Here is a 21934-nt window from a genome sequence, read left to right on the forward strand (position 1 = left end):
TGTCTTACATTTATTATCTTTCATATGGAAAGTTCTATGCACAATCTAGAAATTTTTCTCGAAATAAGTAATGCTGCCACAGGAGGCAATATCTACCTTTCTTTGTTCTTGATTGGTTTATTCCCTTTATTTGCGGGGGTAAACATTGGTTATTTTAACAAAATGGTTACAAATATTTTACGGAATGAAAGTACCCTTCATTTTTCCACTATATATTCCGAATATAAAAAAACTCACCTCCTAACATATTATAGAGATTCTTCAAGTCTCCATAATTGCGGAAAGTGAGTGTATCATTTCCATGCAAATAAGTTGCATTTAGTAAATGTCATTAAATTTGAACAGATAATCAACTATTACCTTAAGATACAGTTTTTATTTTTTGCTCTACTAGATCTGGAATATTTTCCATTATTGTTTCTACCATTTGGATTCGTTTTTCCTCTTTTTCATTTTTTGCACGAATAACAATTTTGAATTTGGAACCTTCCATGCCGAAGCTTACGAAGCGACCGAATGGTTTACAAATTGCTACTAGCTTTTGCACACTAATATTTTGTGAGGAGTTTTCATTGAACAGGATTTGGATTTCTTCTTTTCCTTTTTTCACGGATTCTACTCCACCTAATTTTCCAAATAGCTTAATTTGTGTAATTCTAAAGAGGTTATCTACTTCGACAGGATAGTCCCCGAAGCGGTCAATCATTTCTTCTTTTAACTCCTCCATATCTTCAAAAGAAGCAACGTTTCTAAATCGCTTGTACATTTCAATTTTTTGGTAGCCATCGCTAATATACTTGTCTGGAATATACGCATCTATTTCTAGGTCTATTTCCACTGGAAGGTCTTCCTCCTGAGAAATATCCCCTCTTCTTTGATCAATTGCTTCCTTCAGCATTTGTGAGTACAGATCAAATCCGACCGATTCAATAAATCCATGCTGCTGTGCCCCAAGGATATTACCGGTACCACGAATGGAAAGATCACGCATCGCAATTTTGAAACCAGAACCAAGCTCTGTAAATTCTTTTATTGCCTGTAATCGTTTTTCAGCCACTTCGGTTAGTACTTTATCTCTTCTATACGTAAAGTATGCATACGCCACCCGATTTGACCTTCCAACTCGTCCTCTAAGCTGATAGAGTTGCGATAGTCCCATTCTGTCAGCATTATCCACTATTAATGTATTCACATTCGGGATATCCACTCCCGTTTCAATAATAGTTGTACTAACAAGCACATCAAATTCACCATTTAAAAAGGATATCATCACATTTTCTAGCTCAGTTTCTGTCATTTTTCCGTGGGCATACGTAACCCGTGCATCTGGAACAAGCATTGATAATTCCTCTGCTTTTCGATCAATATCCTCAACTCGATTATATAGGAAAAACACTTGACCATTTCTTGCCAATTCCCTTTCGATCGCTTCCTTTACGAGTGCACCATTATATTCCATTACATATGTTTGCACAGGGAAACGATTTTCTGGTGGTGTTTCAATGACAGATAAATCACGAACTCCCAACATTGACATGTGCAATGTTCTCGGAATTGGTGTTGCAGTGAGTGTTAATACATCTATATTTGTTTTTAGCTGTTTAATTTTCTCTTTATGTGTAACACCAAATCTTTGCTCTTCATCGATAATCAATAGTCCAAGATCATGATACGTAACATCCTTCGATAATAATCGATGGGTCCCTACAACAATGTCTACTGTTCCATTTTTCAAGCCTTTAATTGTTTCTTGCTGCTCTTTCCGTGAACGGAATCTGCTTAACATACCAATATTAATCGGGTAGTCTTGGAATCGCTCACGCATTGTTTCAAAATGTTGCTGGGCTAATATTGTTGTCGGTACTAAGAAAGCAACCTGCTTACCATCCATAATAGCCTTAAAGGCTGCACGTAACGCTACTTCTGTCTTGCCATATCCAACATCCCCACACAATAGGCGATCCATTGGGCGGACTCGTTCCATATCTTTCTTAATTTCCGCAATGGAACGTAATTGATCCTCTGTTTCTTGATAAGGAAAGGCAGCTTCAAATTCTCGCTGCAAATCACTATCTGGAGAAAAAGCAAATCCCTTCGTCGCTTCCCGTTCAGCGTATAATTTGATTAAGTCATCGGCAATATCCTGTACAGAGGATTCTACCTTTCTCTTAACCCGCTTCCAATCACTTCCACCTAATTTATAGACCTTCGGCTCTTTATTTTCCGATCCTACATATTTTTGTACTAAATGAATTTGGTCTATCGGTACAAATAATTTATCGGTTCCTTGATATTTAATTTGCAAATAATCTTTATGAATACCATTAATATCTAATGTTTCTATTCCTAAATATTTCCCAATCCCATGATTCACATGGACGACATAATCGCCGACCTTTAATTCATTATAACTTTGGATTCTTTCTGCATTCGATAGTTTTTGTTTTCTTGATGTCCCTTTTCTGGCTCGCTTATTAAATAGCTCATCCTCTACTATTACTGCCAATTTATAAATGGGCAGCTCAAAACCACTCGTTAAAGATCCTCGAATAATTTGAGGTTTCCCTATAACAAGCTGATCTCCTTCACGGTTGTTCAGAACATCTACCGCATAATCCTCTAATACACTTTCTAATTTTTCGACACGACCTTCATCCGCACCTAAAAAGATTACTGTATAACCACTTTTCCTCCAGCGCTCCATTTCGGTTTTCAATAAATTCATTTGACCGTGGAAATTTTGCATTTGCTTATAAGAAATATTAATTATGTTTTGCGGATTAATTTTTGCAACATGGCGTAAAAATAAGGAAAAATATAGGATTGGTAACTTAGCCTCGTGTATACGTTCGACGACGTCATGGGCAATCATTAAATCATGCACAATCTTTCCTTCTGCTAATAGGTCTGTCTGCCATTGTGCTTCTTCTTTTTCTAATGATTCTCTCATCTCAACAACTCTACTGATTTCGTCAATACAAATTATTGCATTATTACCAACATAATCTAGTAAACTTGCTGAATCATCGTATGCTAATGATAAATATTTGAACACCTGCTCTGGTATTTGACCGTTCTTCAATTGTTCCATATCATGTTCCATTTGAACGACTAATAACTCTTTTACTTTTTCATCTTTAATTTTCATTAAGCTAGCAGGTAATTTCTTTTCCAGCCCGGCTATTATGTTCTGAAGATGCAGTTTCTCTAAAATAATTTCTGAAGCAGGTCCAATAACTATCTCTTTTAATTTTTCCTTTGAACGTTGGTTTTCAATTGTAAAATATCGAATGGAATCAATAACATCATCAAATAATTCAATACGAATTGGATCACTCTCCGTTAATGGATAAATATCAATAATTCCACCACGGACACTAAACTCTCCTGGTGCAGAAACCATTTCTGCTCGTACATATCCCATCTGTACAAATTTTTCGATGGATGCTTCTAAATCAATTTCCCCATCTAGCTTCCAATGAATAAGATGGTTTTCCCATACAGCTTTAGGTGGTAATATTTTTCTCATCCCAGCAATTGGAACAATGACAATTCCTTGCTTGTTTTCGCTTAAAAAATTGATTGTTTCAATTCGCTGCGATTTCAACTCTGGACTTGCTACACTCATATCTGCGATTACTAATTCATTCGCCGGATATAAAAATACTTTTTCCTCAGGAAGCAGTTGCACTAAATCATCATATAATTTTTGCGCTTGTAGTAAGTTATACGTGATTACAAAAAGCGATTTATTTGTATCGGAATAAAGGGTAGCATAGTAAGCTGCTCTTGCTGATCCTGATATTCCAGAAATTAATTGTTCTTTTAAGCCTTCATTAATTCCAGTAATAACCGATGTTAAATCATCCTGTTGTCGTAATGTTTTAATAATCCCCCTCATAGCTGCCTCCTTTCTTTCCAATCAAGCAAAACTATTAATTTATCCTAAATTTACTAGCTTACGTTTATCTATTAATTAAGTAGAGCATTCTACTAGGTTAAAATGTCAGTATGAAGAAAAACAAACAGAAAAACGCTTTGGATAACCAAAGCCTCAATGGATGATATAGTCATTTTCATAATTCAGCGGATTTTTCGCAAATGATTCATGACAATCTTCGCAAATACATTTCACATGAATATCCCCGCTAGAATCATAGGAGATCATATCCTGTCTTTCATCCTCCGATAATTTATGGAATCCGAGTTGTTCAGAGTATAAATTATTGTTATCTAAACTTCCTACTGTTGTCCCACAATGCCGACAATGATAGTGAACTGCCATTTCCTTCATACACTTCCTGTCCTGATAAATGTAATAAAATCTCATATATAGGATTAACAAAACAGGAAGTAGTTATTCATATACCCAGTATAACAAATCATATTCAACTACATAAATTTTTATTTATTATATTTATTCATTACTTCTTGAAAAGGTTTCTCTATCCACATTTCACAAGCTTGAGCACTTTTTGCAATACTATCCTTTAATACCTCTTGTTCTTCCTTGCTAAACTTCCCTAGAACATAATTTGGAATCGGGTACCCTTGCTCTGGACGGTCAATTCCGATCCGAATACGATTAAATTCCTGAGTTCCTACATGAGCAATAATGGATTTTATGCCATTATGTCCGCCAGCACTGCCCTTGTATCGGAGGCGGATTTTTCCTACAGGCAAATCTAACTCATCGTAAATTACTAATAAATTTTCTACAGGAATATCATAATATCTCATTAATGGTGCTACAGATTCACCGGATAAATTCATAAAGGTTAGTGGCTTAAGTAAAATCACTTTTTCCCCATTAATAGTACCTTTTCCGAATATCCCATTAAATTTCATTTCATCCAATCGGATATTTAATCGTGAAGAAATTTCGTCAATTACTTTAAAACCAATATTATGTCTTGTATCTTCATACTGCTTACCGGGATTTCCAAGACCCACGATTAACTTCATAAGGCTTTCATCCTTTCATTCCCCTATTACAAAAAAAAGGTAACCGAGTTTGGTTACCTCTTTACACTTCTTCCTGTTCTTCTCTTCCTTCCAGATTATCTGGAATTCCTGGCTCCTGTTCTTCTCCAGTACTAATTTCTTCCTCTTGCTTCGGTGGTAAAATAGATGCAATCACTTCATCTGCTTCATGATGGATTTGAAATTGATATTTTGAACTAATTTCACCAACTGTAACTGTTTCTCCAACTTTTAAGTTCGTGACATCAACTTCAATTGCCTCTGGTATTTGGTCTGGTTTTGCAGTAATTGCTAATTCGAACATTGGCTGCTGCAACACGCCACCATCCTTCACACCTTCAGCCTCACCAGTTAGATTAATTCTTACATTCGTATTAATTTCTGTGTTTGCATCGACTGCTAAAAAGTCAATATGGAGAATTTCCTTTGTTAATGGATCATCCTGATAATTCCGAACCACTACCTTTTGCTTTGACCCATCGAGATTTACAGATAGAACACCATTTCTTCCAACTTCTCGAATTTCTTTTAAAAAATCACTTTTTTGAACTACAATTGGCGTACTACTTATATTTTTACCGTATACTACTGCTGGAATTTGTCCGGATTCTCGTAATGCATTAAGAACGGACCTTTGGAAATTTGTTCTTTCCTTTGCTTGTATCATTGCTTCCATGTTTGGACACCTCTTTTGTAATCCTATGAATCGTTCATAGGCGATTAGAAGTCAATTATTTGAACCATTTTATAGGATGCCCACACTTCACAAAAATTATCCGAAAAAATTTTCTTATCGAATGCTAGAAAAGGACACTTACAGATTTATGTTCAAACACACGTACAATTGCTTCTGCAATTAATGGTGCCACTGACAGTTGTACTAATTTATCCATATGTTTATCTTCAGGTAATGCAATGGAATTTGTAATTACTAATTCTTTAATCTTCGAATGTTGAATTCGTTCAATTGCAGGTCCTGATAAAACAGGATGTGTACAGCATGCATATACTTCTTTTGCCCCATTTTCTACAAGTGCATTAGCTGCTAAAGTAATTGTACCTGCTGTATCAATGATGTCATCAATTAGAATACATGTTTTACCTTGAATATTTCCGATAATATTCATAACTTCCGCTACATTTGGTTTTGGACGACGTTTATCAATAATAGCAATCGGCGCTTTTAGACGATCTGCCATTTTTCTTGTACGGACTACACCACCATGATCTGGTGAAACAATAACAATATCATCTAGGTTTTTCGTTTGGAAATACTCCGCTAAAATCGGTACACCCATTAAATGGTCAATTGGAATATCAAAGAAGCCTTGAATTTGTGGTGCATGTAGATCCAATGTAATCATTCTAGTAGCACCAGCTGTTTCTAAAATATTTGCTACTAATTTTGCAGTGATTGGCTCACGAGAGCGTGCTTTACGATCTTGTCTTGCATAACCATAATAAGGCATTACAACATTTATCGTTCTGGCAGACGCACGTTTTAATGCATCAATCATGATAAGTAATTCCATAATATTATCATTTACTGGCAAGCTAGTTGATTGAATTACAAAAACATCACAGCCGCGGATACTTTCTTCGATATTTATTTGAATTTCACCATCACTAAAACGACTAACCGAGCATTTCCCTAATTCTAAACCAATTACATCGGCAATTTCCTCTGACAACGCGCGATTGGAATTTAGTGAGAAAAGTTTTAATTTATGATTGGGATATAAGTTTGACATTAGGAACCCTCCGTGTTATTTCTTTCGATTCATTTTTGCTGTGTAGTCTTCTTTATTAACTTGGCGTGCGCGTGCAATGGAAAGAGCTTGAGGCGGTACATTATTTGTAATCGTTGATCCAGCCGCGATAAATGCGCCTTTCCCAACAGTAACCGGAGCGACTAAATTAGAATTACATCCGATAAATGCATCATCTTCAACAACTGTCTTATATTTATTAACTCCGTCGTAATTTACGGTAATGGACCCGCAACCTACATTCACACCACTGCCAATTTCCGCATCTCCGATATAGGAGAGATGAGAAACCTTACTGCTTTTTCCGATGGATGATTTTTTGATCTCCACAAAATTACCAATTCGAACCTCATTTGCAATCATGGATTCTGGACGAATATGGGCAAAAGGTCCAACTTGTACAAAGGAACCAATGTTGCTATCAATGGCAACTGATTGCCGGACAACTGTTCCTTCGCCAATGATACAGTTATTTATTTCACTATTTGGTCCAATCGTACAATCCGATGCAATATTCGTGTTACCTTTTAAGATTGTTCCAGGATAGATTACCGTATCTTGACCGATAGTGACTCCCGCTTCAATATAGGTTTGATCTGGATCAATAATGGTAACGCCATTTCTCATATGTGTTTCATTAATTCTTTTTTGCATTAGCTTTTCAGCCTGTGCAAGTGCAACACGATCATTTACTCCTAGGGATTCCGAAAAGTCATTTGTAACAAAAGCAGAAACAACCTCGCCATTACTCTTTAATATTTCTAGTACATCTGGTAAATAATACTCCTGCTGTACATTATTATTTGACACTTTTTGTAAAGCAGCAAATAATGCTTGGTTATCAAAACAGTATGTTCCTGTATTGATTTCTTTTACTAATCTTTCCACTTCTGAGGCATCTTTATGTTCAACAATTTTTTCAACGAATCCCTTATCATTTCTGATAACACGTCCATATCCAGTGGGATCATCGGCAATTGCTGTTAATACCGTCATTGTTGCCTTTTCTTTATTATGATGTTCCATTAATGATTGTATTGTATCAGCCTTTAAAAGTGGTGTATCTCCACAAACGACTAGTGTAAGTCCATCCTTTTCCTTTAATAAATCATATGTTTGTAGCACTGCATGTGCGGTTCCTAATTGTTTTTCTTGAAGGACAAAATCACTCTTGCCTTCAAGCTCCTTTTTAACTAGCTCCGCTCCATGACCTACAACCGTAATTATTTGGTCAGCTCCTACATCCAACATTTGATCAATGACATGTTGGACCATTGGCTTCCCACATACTGGATGTAATACTTTATATAATTTGGACTTCATTCGCGTTCCTTGCCCAGCAGCTAATATAATAACGTATCTATTTGACATAACGCGCCTCCAATAACCTTTTTATCCATAATGAATATATATCAAAAAACGAATGATTTCAAGGAAGTCACGTAAAACCCATAACTTTAATTATACGGAAAAACGGGAAGAAAATCGAGGAATTCTTTGAAGGGGTACACAAATGGCGTATTATCAATAACGTAAGGGTTTACAAAAAAAGAGCCTCCTTGGTAGTAGGCTCTCAGATGCAATATTTGATTCAGGATGCGCCAGCTTCTTCTAATTCTACTTCTAGCTCTCCTAGACGGTGGTATTCGTTTAACACCGCTTCTTGAATTTTTCCTCTAGTAGAAGAATTAATTGGATGGGCAATGTCTCTAAATTCACCATCAGGTGTACGTTTACTAGGCATTGCGACAAACAATCCATTGTTTCCATCAATTACGCGAATATCATGGACAACAAATTCATTATCAAGTGTTATTGAAGCAATTGCCTTCATACGGCCATCCGTGTTTACACGACGTAGTCTAACATCTGTTACTTCCATTCTTTCACCACCTTCAAAAATGACTTAATTATTAGATTTCTACAAAGCTTCTCTTTTTCCTGCTAATAATTATAAATTTTTTTATTATTTTTTAAAAAAATATCATTTTTTTATTGGTGTAGGTTTTGGTAGGGAAAAAAGACTATTTTCGTATCATTTGTTGCTACTTATATAGCTCAGCGCTTTATTTTATAAATCCAAAAAAAATAAGAGGGTTTCCCCTCTTATTTTGTAGCGATTAATTCTATTTCTACTAATACATCCTTTGGTAATCTAGCGACTTCTACGCAAGAACGGGCAGGTTTGTGTGTGTGAAAGAAGCGACTGTATACTTCATTCATTGCTTGGAAGTTATTCATATCATTAAGGAATACAGTTGTCTTTATGACTTTATCCAAACCTGATCCCACTTCGTTTAATACTGCTTGTAAATTTGTTAGTACTTGTGCTGTTTGTTCTTCAATTCCACCATCTACTATTTTCCCTTCTAGTGTTAATGGAATTTGACCGGAAGTAAAAATAAGATTATTGGAAACAATCGCCTGTACATAAGGTCCAATTGCTGCAGGCGCTAATCTAGTAGATACTGTATCCATTTATTCAGCCTCCAAAGTATCAAAGTAATTACCTTGTTGTACCTCTATTTTTTTCTCATTTATATCAACATTACTTAATTTGACCATGGATATATATTGATCAACTAAACGATTTTCAATATCTTCTGCTTCTACTAATACAGCAATTCCTGCAAAGCTTGCATTGAATTCTTCTAGTAAACTGATCATACCATTAATGGTACCGCCTGCCTTCATAAAGTCATCGACAATTAACACTCGAGACCCTTCCTGTAAGCTTCTCTTCGCGAGTAGCATAGATTGGATTCGCTTCGAAGAACCCGATACATAGTTAATACTTACAGTAGAACCTTCTGTAATTTTATTATCCTTACGTACAATAACAACTGGTACATTTAAATATCTTGCAGTTGCATAGGCTAACGGAATTCCCTTTGTTGCCACTGTCATTACTGCATCAATTTGTTGATTACTAAATCTTGATGCAAATACTCTTCCGACACGGTCCATAATTTTCGGATCGCCAACAATATCTGCCATATATAAGTAGCCACCTGGCAATAGACGGTCAGGGCTTGCAAACAATTGACATAGTTCCTCAATGAATGGTTTTACCTGTTCATCATTTACTTTGACAAAATATTTAACCCCACCCGCTGCACCTGGAATAGTCACTAATTTCCCGATTCCTTGTAGTTCAAAAGTATCCTTTAAAATTGCGATATCCTCACTTATAGATGATTTCGCTGCATCGTACCGCTCCGAGAAAAAGGTAAGAGGGATTAATGATTTAGGGTGATTTAATAAATAGTTCGTCATATCAATAAGTCTTTCACTTCTTTTCCAGCTCACAATGTCACCTCCTGTATATAATACGAATATTATTAAATATATAATAAGATATTGTTCGTTTATTATCAAGAGCTCTTACAAATATTACATATTTTTCATAAGCTCGTTGTAATAAGCCTACAGAATATGAATACACTCCGCCTTTTTGAAAGGACTTCGTGAACTCATTCTCCTCAGCGTGCTCGTCCATGTTACTGGCTAATTATACGATATACTTAAAAATGATTGTTTCCTTATTGCTCATTTCTTTTCCCTAACATTCGAACAGCATATACTTGGTTACAATAGCCACGCAAACCGTTATATAGTCTTTGCATTCTTGAATCGTGTTGAACAAGTGCAAATACAGTTGGGCCGCTTCCACTCATTAAAACAGCGTCTGCTCCAAATCTTTTCATATCGTTTTTGATTGATTTAACTTCAGGATAATGATTTAAAGTAACAGATTCAAGCACATTACCTAGGTTTTGACACATCCCGAAATAGTCATTTTGTTCAATTGCTTCAACCATCGCCTTACTATTAGGATGAACAACATTATGTAATTGCAAATTCTCATATACCTCTGCAGTCGAAACACCAATTGGCGGCTTCGCTAAAACCACCCAGCAATTTGGTGGTGCAGGAAGTGGTGTTATAATTTCCCCTCTTCCTTTCGCAAGCGCTGTTCCTCCATATACACAAAAGGATACATCCGAACCAATTTCCGCCCCGATTGTAGCTAATTGATCCAATGTTAAGCCTAGTCCCCAAAGTTTATTTAGCCCTCTTAACACTGCTGCAGCATCACTACTTCCACCAGCCAAGCCAGCAGCTACAGGAATATTTTTTTCGATTGTAATTTCTACACCTTTTGGTATTCCTAGTCGATCCTTTAATACTTTCGCTGCCTTATATGCCAAATTACGTTCATCATCAGGCACAAAGCGGCTTTGGGAATAAACGGTAATCCGATCATCATTTCTTAATGCCAATTCAAGGCGGTCTGCCAAATCAACGGTTGTCATTATCATTTCTAATTCGTGATAGCCATCGTCTCGTTTATGTAGAACATCTAATGACAAATTAATTTTCGCAGGTGCCTTTACTAGAAGTTTCACCAACGTCCACCTACTTTAAGTGTATTATGCATAATTTTGTCCTATTTTACCATATAATCACTATGTATAAGAATAGCTAAAAATAAACCCACAGTTCAACCATTATTTAGGAAAATGATAAAAAAATCCGAGGAAGAAAATCCTCGGATGTCACAGCAAGAATTTTAATTTGTTGTTAAAAAGGAAGATGAAGATAGCTTATTGCTTGTTTCTGAGCTGTTCCTCGGCAATTTCGATTGCTCTTTTTACCATATTACCCGCATCACGTGCACGGATACCGCCCCATCCTTCTTTCTGGACCACATCATAGAACCCAAGCTCTTTCGCAAGCTCCTCTTTCATCTGATCGGACATAATTCCTCTTCTCCTACCCATTCGCACAACCCCTCTCATGCTGTGACAAGGTTAGTTTTTGTCGAAAAGTTGTCATTCATTCCTGTATAAAGTTGTTAAACTAGGCAAAAAAAGACCAAAATAAAAAGCAGTAAACAATTTCGTTCACTGCTAACTTAAATTAATTCCTTTTTGTCTTCATAAAATGTAAGTTGTACAGTTTGCGTTAAAATATCAGCATAACTGTAAGAAACGCGTTCAAATGAGTTTTCTTCTTGATCTAATTCAACTACAAAAACAGCTGGATAGGTTTCTGCTAAAACACCGGAACGTTCAATTGTTTTTTTTCGTCCACCATTTGCTTTTAGCATTAGCCGTTTTCCCAAGTTAGAATCAAGGTTCTTCTTTATATCGGATAATGTTCTTGGCATATCTTATACACCTCACTAGGAATAATTGTAACATATTTTTCACATGATTGTCAAGGGTAAAATATTAAATTATATCAAGAGATTTTTTCTCTTGTCAATAATTTTTTTTAACAAATTTCAACTTTTTTCGACATCAGCTATATACTTTCCCTAATTCTTTGGAAATATGTATAAACATATATATTTCTTGTATATTTACTACCTTTTCTAATAAAAATGAAAAAGCTAACGCAATACACGTTAGCTAACCATCAATAGTTATTCATTTTTCGGATGATAAGGCATGCCCATTCTAAGGACACCTTTCGTTTCAATACCACCAATTCCTTTTTCTCCTGTAATGGTATTTCGGATAAGGTCCCAAACATGCGCACGTTCCGTGAACGGTGTATAACTTAATTTAGATACAATATAGACCGGATCTAATGCATGAATATTAACCCTTAATGGGGAACTTGCGAAATTGGCTCCTGCATTAATTAATGATTCAAAATGCGATTGACAAGCACCAGCAAAAATAATTAATTGATCGAGGTTCGGATGCTTTTGCCTAATTTTTTTCACAGTCGCAACAAAATTTTTGGAATGTCTATATGCATTTATATCCGTTTTCTTCCCTTTATGTTTAGAATATGCGTCATGTCCGGTAATCACTAAAATATCCGGCCGAAACTCTTCCACCCATCGTGGCACCTTCAACGGCATTTCCTTTTCATCACAATAAACGCCAACCACCGGAACTCCTATTTCTTTATATAAGGTTAGACATTTTTTTAAATAGGCTGGATCTCCATCCACATGTAATACCTTTCCTGGCATATGAAATAATTGGTATTCACTATTATATCCGGAGGTTGATTTGTACTCCTGCCTCTCCTTAATCACTTTAAAATCTTGACGAAATAATTGAAAGGATTGCTCCTCCAACGAACGTAACGGAGCAAGCAATTGCTGTGTTTTATTCCCATCTAAAGGAAGTAAATCATCTATTGGCGCATCGGCAATCAGACGAATATCCTCTCCATATAACAACGCATAACGCTGACCATTGTTCTCGTAAATTTGTATGACACGGAATGGTATATCACATTGATATGATTTTCTTCCAACAATTTCATTTTTATTTATCCCATGGCCTTCACTCCATGTTCGTTAAGTAAGTACCGTTAAATCCTTAATAGGCTATGCAACAGCTCCTCAAGTGGTGAAGGTTTGCCACGGAAAAAATAGCAGCAACAATAACTAATTAGTGGAAGTACGGATACAATTCATTGCTTAAGGTTCCGAATTCTTCTATTGTTAATGTTTCTCCTCGTCGTGCCGGATCTATATTAGCTTTACTTAAAGCAGATAAAATTGCTTCCTTCTTTTCTTTTCCTTCCTCTAATTGACTTGTTAAATTATTTAAGATCGTTTTTCTGCGATGAGTAAAGCTTGATTTCGTTACTTTAAAAAAGAACGCTTCGCTTGTCACAGAAATTGGAGGATTTTCTCTTCTATTCAATCGAACAACAACGGAATCGACATTCGGTTGAGGAACAAAAACGGTTTTCGGAACATTCATCACGATCTCTGCTGTCGTATAATATTGAACAGCAATGGATAGGGAGCCATAATTTTTCGTTCCTGGCTTCGCACTTAGTCTGTCTCCCACTTCCTTTTGCATCATCACCACAAGGCTGCGAACAGGCAGTCGATCCTCTAATATCTTCATAATAATTGGTGTCGTAATATAATATGGTAAATTTGCGACAACCGCGATGTCTTCAATACCTTTAAAATGCTCATTAATCGCGTCCTGAACATTTGCCTTTAAAATATCCTGATTTATGATACTTACATGCGGATAAGGTGCTAGCGTATCCTTTAGTACAGGAATTAAGCGTTGATCGATTTCAAACGCAACTACTTTTTTACAGTTTTTCGCTAATTGTTCTGTTAACGCACCAATTCCCGGACCAACTTCGATTGCTCCGCTTTCAGGAGATAGATCTGCATATTCCACAATATTTCGTAATATATTTGGGTCAATTAAAAAATTTTGTCCTAAACTTTTCTTAAAATTAAATCCATGCTTTTCTAATATCGCCTTAGTTCGTATGGGAGTTGCAATGTCTTTGTTCATTTTTGTTCCTCCTGATGAATTTTCCTTGCCGCATCTTCAAAAACATTTTTCGGTATTTGAAACATTTGTAGTCGTTTATGTAATTGCTTTCCGTTCGTATAGCCAATTTTCAATAAAGCACCTAGTTTTTCTCTTCTTTCCTTTGAACGTGTGTCCCCAATAAATCCGTAATAAAGCAGGTCATCCTGTGTGATTAATTCTTGTAAATCAGATTCCATCAAATATGCATCCTTCAATGCATTTTGGATATCAATCGGAGATGCATGTTCTACACCGATGCCTTTTCCTGTCTTCGGTTTTGCTTGATTTTTTGGTAAAAATGCATGCTTACAATTCGGTACACTTTCGGTAATTGTCTTTCGTATTTTTTCCCCTGGAAAATCGGGGTCCGTAAATATTATTACGCCTCTTTTTTCAGCTGCTAATTTTATCTTTTCAATTGTTTCTTCATTTATTGCAGAACCATTGGTTTCGATTGTATCTGCATCAACCGCTCGTTTAATTGCAACGGTATCGTCTTTTCCTTCCACCACTATTATTTCTTTAATCTTCATTTCTTCCTCCAAAATAAACTATTGGTTATCCTTGTCTTATTATGATATGTAACAGTAGAAAAGTAAAATGCAGAGGAAATTCTTCCTCTGCATTATTAATTATTCCAATATTTTTATTTTTACTTTCTTCATTCCCCAACGATATGCTTCGCTTTGTGTTGGGAAATAAACATCAATTTTGTAGCCTGATACATTTCCACCAATATCGGCAGCAACTGCATAACCATATCCTTCAACCCAAACCTTCGTACCTAACGGAATGACACTTGGGTCAACTGCAATAACTTTTATATTCGGATTGGCTTTTAAATCAATACCTGTAGCTGTTCTACCAGAACATCCATTACAATCAGCTGTATAAGCTGTAGATGTTACATAAAACTCTTTCCCAGTTTCCGCACCACGTGATACTGTTTGCTGAATTACCTTTGTACCGACAGCTACTATTTTGTCCGTAGATTCTTGGACTACTTCTTCACTAATTAATTTTTTGGAAACGACTACGCCATTTTCCATAACTACTTCATACTTTTTCTGAAGCTTTCCTTCTTGCCCCGTTTGGACAACCTTTTGTTTTCCATTCTCCAAACTGCTATCCTTCTTAGTTACGACAGAATAATCAATTGATTCTTCCACTACATCGGTGACTTTTTCAACTCGGATGACTTTAACTACAGAATCTTTCGACAATGTCTGCTCTAGTTCTGGCTCAATACGATCCAATTCATTTAACTTGATTCCTTGTTGTTCTAAAAAGTCAGCGACCGTAGTCGAAGTGGACCATACTTCTTTCTCAGTTCCACCATCATTTACTACTACCTTAAATGCAACATCTAGCTGAATCTCCAAATCATTTTTGATTTTCGTATCAGCAGCTACATTTAACTTATCCTGATCGTTCACTACTAGATTTTGCTCTTTTAAAAATTGCCCAACCGTATCTGATGTCGTCCACACTTTCTGTTCTTCGCCATCAACTTTTAAGATTACTTGCTGTGCTTGCTTCCACACAATTTTTTGATTCTCTTTTATTTTCGTATCAAGTGCTGGCGATACATAATCGTGTGCTTTATAGTTAATATCTAAATCTACTAGAATATCTTCTACTGTTTTTGCATGTGTCCGGATTTCTTTTGTTTCTCCATCCAGTGTTAAGGCAACGGTTGTTTTCGTACCTTCAAATATGAAAAGTCCTGCTATCAATAATACTACTAAACTAGCAGATATTATGAACCATTGCTTCCTATTCGGTCGCTTTTTAAACAGGCCTTTCATGGTCGTAAAATTCATGAAATTTGCCTCCTTTACATTTGGAGATTATATAAGAGAATAAACCGGTTGTCAAATGAAGGGCGGAAACTGTTTTTCTATTATGTCATATGTTTTTACAATGAGTAAAGGACAAGTTATCGACAAATATGTGTAATATTGTCAATAAAAAGAGGGGGTTTGACAAGTTTTGCTAAATTTCTTCCTCTTCCCCTCTATCGTATTACTAGATTTTAAAGAGAGCTTTTGCATTTCGAGTGGTAGCTTCCGCCAGCTCCTCTAATGTTATCTCCTTAATGGCTGCTATTTCCTCCGCTACTAGCCGCACATAGGCAGGCTCATTTCGCTTTCCTCTGAAAGGATGTGGTGCTAAATACGGACAATCTGTTTCAATCAAAAGCTTCTCCAACGGAACTTCCTTTGCCACCTCTTTCGGCTTTTTCGCATTTTTAAAAGTAACTGGACCACCAAGAGAAATGTAAAAGTTCATTTTCACGCATTCTTTCGCAATTTCAGGACTACCACTGAAGCAATGCATAATGCCTCCAACTTCTTCGGCATGCTCTTCTTTTAATATCGTCATAATATCATCGGTTGCTTCACGATTATGAATAACGATTGGTAGCTTTAGTTTCTTTGCTAGTCTTATTTGCTTCCGAAAGATTTCTTTTTGGATATCCTTTGGTGATTTATCCCAATGATAGTCCAAGCCCATTTCTCCGATTGCAACAACCTTAGGATGTTTACTCAATTCCTCAATCCACTGTAAATCTTCATCCGTACAGTCAATTGCATCTACTGGGTGCCAGCCAATACAACCATATATATGATCGTATGCTTCAATTAATTCCATTGCTTTTGTAATCGTTGGTCGATCAAATCCAACTACAATCATGTCAGAAACGCCTGCATCCGCCGCTCTATTTATTACTTCCTCTAAATCTTCGTTAAATTGTTCGTCATTTAAATGTACGTGTGTATCAAATAACATTTTGTTTCACCTTTTTTTATCGACGAATATTTGGTACAAATTACCTATTATTCGTATATAAATCGCTTTCTTATAGGATAAAAATAACATAGAAATGTTTCTTTTATGTAACATTTCTATGTTATTTTAAGTACAATACTATTATTTTATTGTGTAATTTTTAAAATTACTAAAACTTACCATTATTTCACTTTCGCACCTATTGGTAAGGAGGCATCAACAGTTGCCAACGATAGTACACCGTCTTTTTCCCCTGCTAAAATCATTCCTTGGGATAATTCGCCTCGTAGTTTTACAGGTTTTAAATTAGTAATACAAATCACTCGTTGACCAACTAATTCTTCTGGTTTATAAAACTGTGCAATTCCGGAAACCACTTGTCGCTTTTCATAGCCTAAATCGAGTTGTAGTTTTAAAAGCTTATCTGCTTTTTTAACTGGTTCTGCTTGAACAACTTGAGCAACACGGAGATCTACTTTCATAAAATCATCGATAGAAATTTCCGGAAGCACCTCTACAGACTCTGCCTTTTCTTCAGCTGAATCAGGAGCTGGCGCTGCCACAGTACCTTGCATTTTTTCTTTTATAAAGGCTACTTCCTGCTCCATATCCAATCTTGGGAAAATAGGACTCCCTTTTTCGACTTTCGAACCAGCTGGAATCTGGCCAAAACTAGATAAACTATCCCAATTACTCATTTCTCCATCAACTAACCCTAATTGCGCTAGCATTTTCTTTGGTGTTGCTGTTAAAAATGGTTGTAATAATATAGCGACCCTTCTTAAAGTCTCTGCTAAATGTGCTAATACACTAGCAAGTTCTTCTTGGTTTTCTTCATCCTTTGCAAGCTTCCAAGGCATTGTTTCATCAATAAATTTATTTGCTCTACTTATAATTTGCCATACAGAAGTTAATGCTACAGAGAATTCCATCTTCTCCATTGCCTCTTCATATTGGCGAACACCTTCTTCATTGGCACTCACTAATGCTTTTTCATATTCTGATGTCGTATCTTTATAGGTTGGAATAGTTCCACCGAAATATTGGGAAATCATAGCGACTGTACGGTTTAATAAGTTCCCTAAATCGTTTGCTAAATCAAAGTTAATTCTCTCAACAAATCCTTCTGGTGTAAATACGCCATCCGCTCCAAATGGAACCTCACGTAATAAATAATAACGTAGAGCATCAAGACCATAACGATCAATTAAAGTTACCGGATCCACTACATTTCCTTTAGATTTCGACATTTTCCCATCTTTCATTAACAACCAGCCGTGGGCGAATACTTTCTTTGGTAATGGTAAATTTAATGCCATTAACATTATTGGCCAATAAATTGTATGGAATCGAACAATTTCCTTACCAACTAAATGAACATCTGCTGGCCAATACTTTTTGTATTTACTATCATCATCTGACCCATAGCCTAATGCCGTAATATAATTTGTTAACGCATCAATCCAAACATAAATCACATGTTTTGGATTACCTGGAACTTTAATTCCCCAATCAAATGTTGTACGCGAAACTGCCAAATCCTCTAATCCAGGCTTGATGAAATTGTTAATCATTTCATTTTTTCGTGATTCGGGTTGGATAAATTCTGGATTTTCCTCATAATATTGCAACAAGCGATCAACATACTTACTCATTTTGAAAAAGTAGGATTCCTCTTTTACCTTTTCTACCGGACGACCGCAATCTGGGCAATTTCCATCTACTAATTGCCTCTCCGTAAAAAACGATTCACAAGGTGTACAATACCAGCCTTCATATTCATCTAAGTATATATCCCCTTGTTCCACTAATTGAGCAAAAATCTTCTCAACAATTTCTTTATGGCGTGTCTCTGTCGTACGAATAAAGTCATTATAGGAAATATCAAGCTTGTCCCAAAGCTCTTTAATACCACTAACAATTTCATCGACATATTGCTGTGGCGTAATACCTTTTTCTTGTGCTTTCCGTTCAATCTTTTGTCCATGCTCATCCGTACCAGTTAAAAACATTACATCATAGCCTGTCATCCGTTTATAGCGAGACATTGCATCGGCTGCAACAGTCGTATACGCGTGACCAATGTGCAAATTACCACTAGGGTAATAAATAGGTGTCGTTAAATAAAACGTCTTTTTGTTTTCTGCCACTTTAATCTCCTCATTTCTTAAGTCGAATACAGAAAAAGCCCTCGATTCATGCGGCCCGAGAGCAATTAACAGATTTTCCCATAATGGTAAAATCAATTATTTCCTATGTTATCTTAACCGCTTATATGAAAAAAATATACATAAAAAACCAAAAAAGTGCAACTTACATCTATCATACCACAAATACATCATTTTCCGCATGAGTCCACTAGTGAAAGCTTACATCGATCAGTTTGTCAAAATTCTCCATCCAATAAGCAACTGCTAGCTAAAAATCCAATAAAACAAATAATAGGTTTATAATTATTTGCATTAAGTTGTCAATTTAAACCAAAAAGGGGGATTTTAGTATTGAATAAATATTCCGCTACTCTTATATTTAGTAATTAATAGTTACCATTTTTTTGTTGCCAAAAGGCGAAATAGTTGGTATGATTCCCTTTAAAATAACGATACTTATCCTCGTTGTATAAATTTGAAAATAATTTCAAATATTGGTTTAAATTATAGGTTTTAGGGTATTAACTTATTGACGGATATAGTAATCCACTGTTACTATAAAACTAGACGAAACTGTCTAAAATTTACTAGAAAGAGAAATATTATAAAAACTATTTATTTTTTGAGAGGGGAAATGAATATGAAGTCAACAGGGATAGTAAGAAAGGTTGATGAATTGGGTCGGGTGGTAATTCCAATCGAACTTCGACGAACTCTAGGAATAGAAGAAAAAGATGCATTAGAGATTTATGTCGATGATGATAAAATTATCTTAAAAAAATATAAGCCAAATATGACCTGTCATATTACAGGTGATGTTTCCGATGATAATGTTGTTTTTGCAAACGGTAAACTTGTATTAAGTCGCGATGGAGCAGAACAACTATTAAATGAAATTAAAAATGCATTTCAACTTGCTAAATAAGAGTCAACAATAAAAAGACAAGGGCTACTTCATACAATGTCCTTGTCTTTTTTCTGTCCATACACGGATTATTCCGTTTCACCATTAATATGGTAAATCTGATAAACCTCACGCTTCCCTACACCGCGATCCTTCGCTGTAGTTTTTATTGCATCCTTTGTTTGCATTCCTTGTTTAATGTAATGATCCACATGTTCGACGACATTTAAATTTTCCCACCATACCTGCTGTTCGAAAATATTTTCTTCTTTTGTTCCTTCAATAACGATACAGAACTCTCCTCGAATCTCTCCTTCTTTCAGCCATTCCAACACCTCTGAAAGAGTTCCGCGTATATATTCTTCAAATTTCTTTGTAAGCTCTCTTCCTAAAACAACATTGCGATTACCAAAAACTTCAAATAGGGAAAGCACGGTTTCTTTAATTCGATGAGGGGCTTCATAAAAAATCATCGTTGCCTTTATGTATTTTAATGATTCTAACTCTGACTCTTTCTCTTTTTTCTTTCTAGGTAAAAAACCGTAAAAATAAAATGGCTGTGGTGCAATACCAGATGCTGTTATTGCAGTTAATGCAGCATTTGCACCCGGTAACGAAATAACATTGATCCCTTCCTTAATTGCTTCGGCAACTAATTCATAGCCTGGATCTGATATTGCAGGCATACCAGCATCACTTACTAATGCAATAGTTTTCCCCTCCTGCAACATTTGGATTAATTGTCTTCCACTTATTTCCTTATTATGTTCATGATAGCTTGTCATACTTGTCGTTATTTCAAAATAATTTAATAGCCTTTTTGTATTTCTTGTATCCTCTGCAGCAATTATATCGGCTTCCTTTAAAATCCGAATAGCACGAAAGGTCATATCTTCTAAATTTCCAATCGGAGTAGGAACTAAATATAAAATGCCATTATCATTTAGAAAGCTTTTTTGTAATTTCAAATTGTATAACTCCTTTTAAAAATTCCTCTTTTTTCTTACGTGGAAGTTGTTTAAATCGGTATTCTGCCCGTAATGCGTCTCCTTTTGTAGAAAAGGTTTCATGATAAACTAATTTCACTGGACCTCTTCCTCTTGTATATTTTGCTCCTGTACCGGAATTATGTGCCTGTAACCTTTTCTCCAAGTCTACCGTGTAGCCACCGTAATAGCTACCATCTTTGCACTCTAATACATAGAAATAATACTCACTTTCCTCCATACAAGATCTCCTTTACTTCCTCCGAATACTCATTATTCGTATTATAGACAATTAGTGGTGGGAGAATTTTTAAATCAGAATTTCCATCTTTAATTCCCTCTACTAACACTGTATTTGCTTCCTTACCTAGCCTAGGATGAACAAAACGAAGTCTTTTCGGCTCAATTTTATACTTTCTCATTAAAGAGAGAATCTCTAATAATCGACCTGGCCGATGGACAAAGGCTACCTTCCCACCTTGGCGGACTAATTGACTACTTACCTTCACTACATCCTCTAACGTACAATAAATCTCATGTCTCGCAATTGCAAATGGCTCTCTTTCATTAATAATGGATCGACCGTTTATTGGAAAATATGGTGGATTGCAGGTCACAACATCGAATTTACTATGCCCTAACACACTCGGCATCTCTTTAATATCTCCGTGGATTAATTCAATTCGCTGTTCCAGCTGATTATACTCAACACTTCGCTCAGCCATATCAAATAATCTTTCTTGAATTTCTACTCCTGTTACCGTTCCCTTCGTTCGTGTCGATAATAACAACGGAATAATGCCATTTCCTGTACAAAGATCGATTAATCTTCCTTTTTGAATTGGAACATAAACAAATTTTGCTAATAAAACTGCATCTAATGAAAAAGAAAAAACAGAAGGGCTTTGTATAATACGTAAATTTTCTGCTAACAAATAATCTAATCTTTCATCTCCTATTAATTCAACCATAGAAGCCTCCATCATTTTTTTACCATTAATCATTACTATAAAAAAACCTTCCTAGAAAA

The 21934-nt window shown here is 35.8% G+C and carries 22 protein-coding genes; 1 reads left to right on the forward strand and 21 read right to left on the reverse strand.

The window, feature by feature from the left end; genetic code table 11:
• Window positions 1-361: 361 nt before the first annotated feature.
• The 18 genes from mfd to metG form a co-directional block, all read right to left on the reverse strand.
• Window positions 362-3901 (reverse strand): transcription-repair coupling factor, encoded by a 3540-nt coding sequence (mfd, locus tag OEV98_RS17285; protein ID WP_263074604.1) that lies wholly within the window; start codon window positions 3899-3901, stop codon window positions 362-364.
• A gap of 153 nt (window positions 3902-4054) precedes the next feature.
• The gene (locus OEV98_RS17290; RefSeq protein ID WP_263074633.1) at window positions 4055-4285 is read right to left on the reverse strand and encodes an anti-sigma-F factor Fin family protein; all 231 of its coding nucleotides are present in this window, start codon (window positions 4283-4285) and stop codon (window positions 4055-4057) included.
• A gap of 119 nt (window positions 4286-4404) precedes the next feature.
• Window positions 4405-4965 (reverse strand): aminoacyl-tRNA hydrolase, encoded by a 561-nt coding sequence (gene pth, locus OEV98_RS17295; RefSeq protein ID WP_263074605.1) that lies wholly within the window; start codon window positions 4963-4965, stop codon window positions 4405-4407.
• A gap of 61 nt (window positions 4966-5026) precedes the next feature.
• A complete protein-coding gene (locus OEV98_RS17300) occupies window positions 5027-5659 on the reverse strand; it encodes a 50S ribosomal protein L25/general stress protein Ctc (RefSeq protein WP_263074606.1) in 633 nt (210 codons plus the stop codon).
• A 124-nt stretch (window positions 5660-5783) separates the two neighbouring features.
• The gene (locus OEV98_RS17305) at window positions 5784-6734 is read right to left on the reverse strand and encodes a ribose-phosphate diphosphokinase (RefSeq protein WP_263074607.1); all 951 of its coding nucleotides are present in this window, start codon (window positions 6732-6734) and stop codon (window positions 5784-5786) included.
• Between the two features lie 15 nt (window positions 6735-6749).
• On the reverse strand, window positions 6750-8123 hold the full coding sequence (gene glmU, locus OEV98_RS17310) for a bifunctional UDP-N-acetylglucosamine diphosphorylase/glucosamine-1-phosphate N-acetyltransferase GlmU (RefSeq protein ID WP_263074608.1): 1374 nt from the start codon (window positions 8121-8123) through the stop codon (window positions 6750-6752).
• A gap of 220 nt (window positions 8124-8343) precedes the next feature.
• The gene (gene spoVG, locus OEV98_RS17315; RefSeq protein WP_263074609.1) at window positions 8344-8634 is read right to left on the reverse strand and encodes a septation regulator SpoVG; all 291 of its coding nucleotides are present in this window, start codon (window positions 8632-8634) and stop codon (window positions 8344-8346) included.
• 224 nt (window positions 8635-8858) lie between these two features.
• Window positions 8859-9230, reverse strand: coding sequence for a RidA family protein (locus tag OEV98_RS17320; RefSeq protein ID WP_263074610.1), 372 nt, complete (start codon window positions 9228-9230; stop codon window positions 8859-8861).
• Window positions 9231-10061 carry a pur operon repressor gene (purR, locus tag OEV98_RS17325; protein ID WP_263074611.1) on the reverse strand — a complete coding sequence of 277 codons (831 nt, stop codon included), beginning with the start codon at window positions 10059-10061 and terminating at the stop codon, window positions 9231-9233.
• 233 nt (window positions 10062-10294) lie between these two features.
• Entirely contained in the window at window positions 10295-11161 is an 867-nt protein-coding gene (gene ispE, locus OEV98_RS17330) for a 4-(cytidine 5'-diphospho)-2-C-methyl-D-erythritol kinase (RefSeq protein WP_263074612.1), read from the reverse strand.
• 198 nt (window positions 11162-11359) lie between these two features.
• Window positions 11360-11536, reverse strand: a complete 177-nt coding sequence (locus tag OEV98_RS17335; protein WP_263074613.1) for an alpha/beta-type small acid-soluble spore protein — start codon at window positions 11534-11536, stop codon at window positions 11360-11362.
• A 134-nt stretch (window positions 11537-11670) separates the two neighbouring features.
• A complete protein-coding gene (gene veg / locus OEV98_RS17340) occupies window positions 11671-11925 on the reverse strand; it encodes a biofilm formation stimulator Veg (protein ID WP_263074614.1) in 255 nt (84 codons plus the stop codon).
• Window positions 11926-12183: 258 nt separating this feature from the next.
• Window positions 12184-13053: a sporulation peptidase YabG gene (gene yabG / locus OEV98_RS17345; protein WP_263074634.1), complete on the reverse strand. Its 870-nt coding sequence runs from the start codon at window positions 13051-13053 to the stop codon at window positions 12184-12186.
• 118 nt (window positions 13054-13171) lie between these two features.
• The gene (rsmA, locus tag OEV98_RS17350; RefSeq protein ID WP_263074615.1) at window positions 13172-14050 is read right to left on the reverse strand and encodes a 16S rRNA (adenine(1518)-N(6)/adenine(1519)-N(6))-dimethyltransferase RsmA; all 879 of its coding nucleotides are present in this window, start codon (window positions 14048-14050) and stop codon (window positions 13172-13174) included.
• Window positions 14047-14604: a ribonuclease M5 gene (rnmV, locus tag OEV98_RS17355; protein WP_263074616.1), complete on the reverse strand. Its 558-nt coding sequence runs from the start codon at window positions 14602-14604 to the stop codon at window positions 14047-14049. Before rnmV ends, rsmA begins: the two co-directional genes overlap by 4 nt.
• 99 nt (window positions 14605-14703) lie before the next feature.
• Window positions 14704-15894 (reverse strand): G5 and 3D domain-containing protein, encoded by a 1191-nt coding sequence (locus OEV98_RS17360; protein WP_263074617.1) that lies wholly within the window; start codon window positions 15892-15894, stop codon window positions 14704-14706.
• A gap of 205 nt (window positions 15895-16099) precedes the next feature.
• Window positions 16100-16864 carry a TatD family hydrolase gene (locus OEV98_RS17365; protein ID WP_263074618.1) on the reverse strand — a complete coding sequence of 255 codons (765 nt, stop codon included), beginning with the start codon at window positions 16862-16864 and terminating at the stop codon, window positions 16100-16102.
• A 182-nt stretch (window positions 16865-17046) separates the two neighbouring features.
• The gene (gene metG / locus OEV98_RS17370) at window positions 17047-19014 is read right to left on the reverse strand and encodes a methionine--tRNA ligase (protein ID WP_263074619.1); all 1968 of its coding nucleotides are present in this window, start codon (window positions 19012-19014) and stop codon (window positions 17047-17049) included.
• A 634-nt stretch (window positions 19015-19648) separates the two neighbouring features.
• Here metG and OEV98_RS17375 point away from each other — a divergent pair.
• Complete coding sequence (locus OEV98_RS17375; RefSeq protein ID WP_263074620.1) at window positions 19649-19939, forward strand: AbrB/MazE/SpoVT family DNA-binding domain-containing protein; 291 nt, start codon at window positions 19649-19651, stop codon at window positions 19937-19939.
• Window positions 19940-20007: 68 nt separating this feature from the next.
• On the opposite strand, the gene rsmI is transcribed toward OEV98_RS17375, so the two are convergent.
• From rsmI to OEV98_RS17390, 3 genes are read right to left on the reverse strand one after another with little or no spacing between them, the layout of a single operon-like run.
• Window positions 20008-20886: a 16S rRNA (cytidine(1402)-2'-O)-methyltransferase gene (gene rsmI, locus OEV98_RS17380; protein ID WP_263074621.1), complete on the reverse strand. Its 879-nt coding sequence runs from the start codon at window positions 20884-20886 to the stop codon at window positions 20008-20010.
• Window positions 20858-21145, reverse strand: a complete 288-nt coding sequence (locus tag OEV98_RS17385; protein ID WP_263074622.1) for a GIY-YIG nuclease family protein — start codon at window positions 21143-21145, stop codon at window positions 20858-20860. Before OEV98_RS17385 ends, rsmI begins: the two co-directional genes overlap by 29 nt.
• Window positions 21132-21875, reverse strand: coding sequence for a tRNA1(Val) (adenine(37)-N6)-methyltransferase (locus OEV98_RS17390; RefSeq protein ID WP_263074623.1), 744 nt, complete (start codon window positions 21873-21875; stop codon window positions 21132-21134). The genes OEV98_RS17385 and OEV98_RS17390 overlap by 14 nt, the downstream gene beginning before the upstream one ends.
• Between the last annotated feature and the right edge of the window lie 59 nt (window positions 21876-21934).

This window comes from Perspicuibacillus lycopersici (assembly GCF_025660475.1).
Lineage (GTDB): Bacteria > Bacillota > Bacilli > Bacillales > Caldibacillaceae > Perspicuibacillus > Perspicuibacillus lycopersici.

Coding starts and splice junctions, on each gene's coding strand:
- OEV98_RS17305 (WP_263074607.1), bottom strand. CDS start 6,734: ATGTCAAACTTATATCCCAATCATAAATTAAAACTTTTCTCACTAAAT.
- glmU (WP_263074608.1), bottom strand. CDS start 8,123: ATGTCAAATAGATACGTTATTATATTAGCTGCTGGGCAAGGAACGCGA.
- veg (WP_263074614.1), bottom strand. CDS start 11,925: ATGCCAAGAACATTATCCGATATAAAGAAGAACCTTGATTCTAACTTG.
- OEV98_RS17320 (WP_263074610.1), bottom strand. CDS start 9,230: ATGGATACAGTATCTACTAGATTAGCGCCTGCAGCAATTGGACCTTAT.
- spoVG (WP_263074609.1), bottom strand. CDS start 8,634: ATGGAAGTAACAGATGTTAGACTACGTCGTGTAAACACGGATGGCCGT.
- rsmA (WP_263074615.1), bottom strand. CDS start 14,050: ATGAACAAAGACATTGCAACTCCCATACGAACTAAGGCGATATTAGAA.
- OEV98_RS17385 (WP_263074622.1), bottom strand. CDS start 21,145: ATGGAGGAAAGTGAGTATTATTTCTATGTATTAGAGTGCAAAGATGGT.
- OEV98_RS17300 (WP_263074606.1), bottom strand. CDS start 5,659: ATGGAAGCAATGATACAAGCAAAGGAAAGAACAAATTTCCAAAGGTCC.
- OEV98_RS17290 (WP_263074633.1), bottom strand. CDS start 4,285: ATGGCAGTTCACTATCATTGTCGGCATTGTGGGACAACAGTAGGAAGT.
- OEV98_RS17390 (WP_263074623.1), bottom strand. CDS start 21,875: ATGGTTGAATTAATAGGAGATGAAAGATTAGATTATTTGTTAGCAGAA.
- mfd (WP_263074604.1), bottom strand. CDS start 3,901: ATGAGGGGGATTATTAAAACATTACGACAACAGGATGATTTAACATCG.
- OEV98_RS17335 (WP_263074613.1), bottom strand. CDS start 11,536: ATGGGTAGGAGAAGAGGAATTATGTCCGATCAGATGAAAGAGGAGCTT.
- rnmV (WP_263074616.1), bottom strand. CDS start 14,604: ATGAAGATTAAAGAAATAATAGTGGTGGAAGGAAAAGACGATACCGTT.
- pth (WP_263074605.1), bottom strand. CDS start 4,965: ATGAAGTTAATCGTGGGTCTTGGAAATCCCGGTAAGCAGTATGAAGAT.
- OEV98_RS17360 (WP_263074617.1), bottom strand. CDS start 15,894: ATGAATTTTACGACCATGAAAGGCCTGTTTAAAAAGCGACCGAATAGG.
- OEV98_RS17365 (WP_263074618.1), bottom strand. CDS start 16,864: ATGTTATTTGATACACACGTACATTTAAATGACGAACAATTTAACGAA.
- OEV98_RS17375 (WP_263074620.1), top strand. CDS start 19,649: ATGAATATGAAGTCAACAGGGATAGTAAGAAAGGTTGATGAATTGGGT.